This is a genomic window from Streptomyces sp., from assembly GCF_019510245.1.
In the GTDB taxonomy this organism is placed as follows: domain Bacteria; phylum Actinomycetota; class Actinomycetes; order Streptomycetales; family Streptomycetaceae; genus Streptomyces.
This window is the reverse complement of sequence record NZ_JAEKKT010000107.1, coordinates 1-3,768: the sequence shown is the minus strand read 5'-3', so window position 1 is coordinate 3,768 and position 3,768 is coordinate 1. Positions and strand designations below refer to the sequence as shown.

The window sequence follows — 3,768 nt, the reverse complement described above, 5'->3', positions numbered from 1 at the left end:
TGGCCTCGCTCAACGAGCCCTCTGCCGCTGCACGCCGGGGCCGTCAGTCGGTCGTCTGTGCCGTGGGACCGTTCGGACCGACGGAGGAGAGCGTGTTGCCGGCCATCGCCACGATCTCGTCCCTGACGAGGACAACGCTCGGCGCCCAGTCCTGGGACGCGTCCCCGAGGATGTCGACGGCGGAGGTGCGCCAGAGTTCTTTGCCGGTACGCAGGTCCAGGGCCACCACGCGGCCGATGCGGTTGGAGAAGTAGATCCGCTCGTACGTCGCCGACAACACCGGCTGCGACAGGCCCTCCATGCCGGTCGACCGCTGCCACAACTGCTTGCCGTCGTCGGCGGACACCGCGGTGACGGTTCCGTTGGTCTGGGCGAAGACCACGACGTCGTCGCCGAGCAGGGTCGGCGCGCCGCGCAGGGTGCGGGACAGCGGCACGGGACGGACGGCGCCGGTACGCGGGTCGACCCGGAGCAACGTGGTGTACCGGCGCTCGCTCTCGATCTCCCCGTCCTGGTTCGCCGCCGCCGCGGGCTGCGCGTAGACCGGTGCGCCTCCGGACTGCCCGATGCCCTTCGACCCGATCGGCAGGGCCGCGAGCCTGCGTGCCGTGCCATTGGCCGGGTCGAGGCGCAGCAGGGTGGTGGTCTGGCCGGTGATCGTGCACTCGGCGTACGGAACGCCGGCCAGGGACAGCGGTGCGCAGAACGCGGCCTTCGGCGACTGCCACAGTTCCTTCCCCGACGTGTCGTACGCGATGACTCCCTGGATGTCGTTTGTGGAGGTCAGCAGCCCGCCGCTGAAGACGACCGAGCCGTCGCTGTCTCGCACCCACCTGCGCTTCCCGGTGGCGGCGTCCAGAGCCGCGGTCCGGAATTCACCCTGGGTCTGCTCGGCGACGTACACGACCCCGTCCCGCACGCCGTACGGCATCGTGTTCTGCACGGAGTCGCCGTACCGCCAGATGACGCGGCCGGTGGCGGCATCGACCTTGGCGACGGTGAAGCCCTCGCCGCCGCAGTAAAGGACGGTGCGCTCGGGGACGCAGCCAGGCGGGCCGGAATCCATAGCGGTGTCGGGCACGGAACCGAGGCGGAGCGTCGTCTGCCACGGCTGCCAGCCGTCGGGGAGCGAAGGGGTGCGTGCGGCGGCTGTTTCGTCGCCGCCGAAGGCGTTGACCGCCGCGAGGCTCAACGCGGTGACGGCGACCGCTGTACCGACGGCCGTGAGCAGACGCGTGAGCCGTCGGCCACGACGTTCTCCGCGCAGACCTCGGCCGGTGAGGGGTTCGGTGGAGGCTCCGGGCATTGCCCTTTTGCCTGTGTCGACCGCGTTGCCGGGGTCGTCGGGGTGGCCGTGTTCGCCGGGACTGGTGGTGTGGTCGGAGTTGCCGGAGTCGGCTGTCTGCGGCAACGCGCGGAGCCAGGCGTGCAGTTCCACCAGTCCGGGGCGTGCCGCCGGGTCCTTGTCCAGACAGCGTTCGACGATACCGCGCAGTGGTCGCGGAACCTCGTCCAGTGTCGGTGGCTCGTACATCACCTGATAGCCGGCCATGTACGGCGTGTCCGCGTCGAACGGGCCGTTCCCGGTGGCCGCGTAGGCCAGCAACGAGCCCAGCGAGAACACGTCCGACGCCGGGGTGACGTCGCGCGGCGAACGCAGCTGCTCCGGTGACATGAACGGCGGCGTGCCGATCAGGTTGCCCGTGACGGTCAACTGCTGGTTGTCGGCGGCACGCGAGATGCCGAAGTCGATGACTCGTGGGCCGTCTTCGGCCATCAGCACGTTCCCCGGCTTCAGATCGCGGTGCACCACCCCGGCCCGGTGGATCTCGCGCAGCGCCTCGATGAGCCCCAGTGCCAGGATCCGCAGCTCCGGTCCCCTCAGCGGGCCGCCGCGGTCCACGCAGGCCGACAGGCTCGGGCCCGGCACGTACAGCGTGGCCATCCATGGCCGCTCGGCATCCGGGTCGGCGTCCACGACGGGTGCCGTGAACGCCCCGCTGACCCGGCGGACCGCCTCGATCTCCTGCCGGAAACGGACGCGGAACTCCTCGTCCTCGCAGAGCTGTGGGTGCACCAGCTTCACGGCGACCCTGCGTCCGGCGGCCGAGCGGCCCAGGAACACGGTGCCCATGCCGCCGGCACCGATCCTGTCGAGCAGGACATAGCCCCCCACGGCTTCAGGGTCACCATCTCGCAATGGCATGGACGGTCACACCTTTTTTCTTACGTGGATCGACGGCTGAGCTTGGGCCAAGGCCCTTGTGCGGGACGCAAGTTCCCGGTCACCAGGCGAGCGCGTCGCTCACGTTGTCCTGCCAGAAGGTGACCTGGGCGTTGTCGTCCTCGACGTACAGGGAACCGCCGGGAACGGGCACATCCACCCCGTTCTCGGTGGACGAGTCTCCCGCGTCGGGGCCGTGCAGGGACAAACCGATCGAGGAGGTCGTGACCTTGGTCTGACTGTTGCGGTCGACGGACGCGGTGATCAGGCCCGCGTACGCGGTGGCGCCGCGGTCGAGGGTGACGACGGCTTGTGGCTGGCTCGGCCCCAACCTGGCTGTTTCGGATTGCGAGTTCTCACTCAGCCGCAGGGCGGGGTAGCGGTAGATGCGGCAGGGCTTCGAGCCGGTGTTGGTAGCCGTGATGAGGGCGTGGTTGATGGGACTCCTCACCTCTTTGATGGCGAACTTCAACGAACCGGGTGTGCAGTCCACGGGCTTGGCACTGCCGGAGCCCGTGCCGGCGGACGAGGTCTTGCCGGCACCCGCTCCGCTGCCGCCACTGTTTCCGGAGCCTTGGGAGCCCGCGCCCTTCGTGGCTGGCCCCGTGGCGGGGGCAGACGCCGATGCCGAAGCGGCGGTGGCGGCGGCGGTGGGCGTGACGGTCGTGTCGGTGGGCTCCGTGGTTGCCGTTTCGACCGACTTCGACTCGGCGTCGCTTTCTCCGCAGGCGGTGAGCGCCAGGGCCAGGACGGCGGAACTGGCCAAGGCCACGGCAAGTCGATGTGTGCGCAAGCTGGTTACCTCTTCATGACAGGACGTTGTCGGCCCACGGGCCGCGTCGGTTCGTGCTCGGACAGCGCCGTCAGCGTTCTGCGACGCAGGCCGGCTGCCCAGCGGGCACCGGGCGCCTCGGGGTCCGATCGTGGCATCGTCACCGGCCCGGACTGCGTGGCCACGGTGCTCATTTCCTGGTCGTCCCATGCCAACCAATGCTCACCGCCATGACGCTCGCCGAGCCGCTGAGACGACCTCGTGAAGCCGACGCTTCATTCATCAGGAATGGTCAGCCTCAATGCGGTCTTCGCCGAGTTCGGCGAAGCCAAGCCGCCGGCCTCGGTGCGAGCGCCGACAAGCCCGTTGGGATCAGCCTGCGTCCAGACCTGCGCTATGAGTTGGCAGTTGGGCTCAAGCCTTTGGCCGTACAGGAATGGGCACGAGTGAGCACCTATTGAGCACCTCGTGTTGTGGTGCCGGGGTGGTCGCTCTTGCCAGACTCCGACTGCGGTGGGAGGCACTTCATGGTGTGTCCGCCGTTTCAACGCCACATGAGTCAAAGGATCACGCGTGTCCCTACACATTCCCCCCGTGCATGTTCCGCCGGACGGTGGTGAGCCTGTTTACCTGGTGGGTGACACGTACACCACGCTGCTGAAGGCGACGCACACCAATGGTGAACTCTCCCTGGTGGAGGCCATCATGCCCGCGGACGCCGGACCGCCTCCGCACACGCATCACGGCGAGTCGGAGACGTTCATCGTCATGG

At 68.8% G+C, this 3,768-nt stretch carries 3 protein-coding genes; 1 reads left to right on the top strand and 2 read right to left on the bottom strand.

Going from position 1 to position 3,768, the window contains the following annotated elements:
* Nucleotides 1–43: 43 nt before the first annotated feature.
* Both JF597_RS06330 and JF597_RS06325 read right to left on the bottom strand, forming a co-directional pair.
* On the bottom strand, nucleotides 44–2,176 hold the full coding sequence (locus tag JF597_RS06330) for a serine/threonine-protein kinase (RefSeq protein ID WP_366916385.1): 2,133 nt from the start codon (nucleotides 2,174–2,176) through the stop codon (nucleotides 44–46).
* Between the two features lie 109 nt (nucleotides 2,177–2,285).
* Nucleotides 2,286–2,675 carry a DUF4232 domain-containing protein gene (locus JF597_RS06325; RefSeq protein WP_293990438.1) on the bottom strand — a complete coding sequence of 130 codons (390 nt, stop codon included), beginning with the start codon at nucleotides 2,673–2,675 and terminating at the stop codon, nucleotides 2,286–2,288.
* Between JF597_RS06325 and JF597_RS06320 the strand changes: the two genes are divergently transcribed.
* On the top strand, nucleotides 2,662–3,036 hold the full coding sequence (locus JF597_RS06320; protein ID WP_293990436.1) for a hypothetical protein: 375 nt from the start codon (nucleotides 2,662–2,664) through the stop codon (nucleotides 3,034–3,036). The genes JF597_RS06325 and JF597_RS06320 overlap by 14 nt on opposite strands.
* The last annotated feature ends 732 nt before the right edge of the window (nucleotides 3,037–3,768 follow it).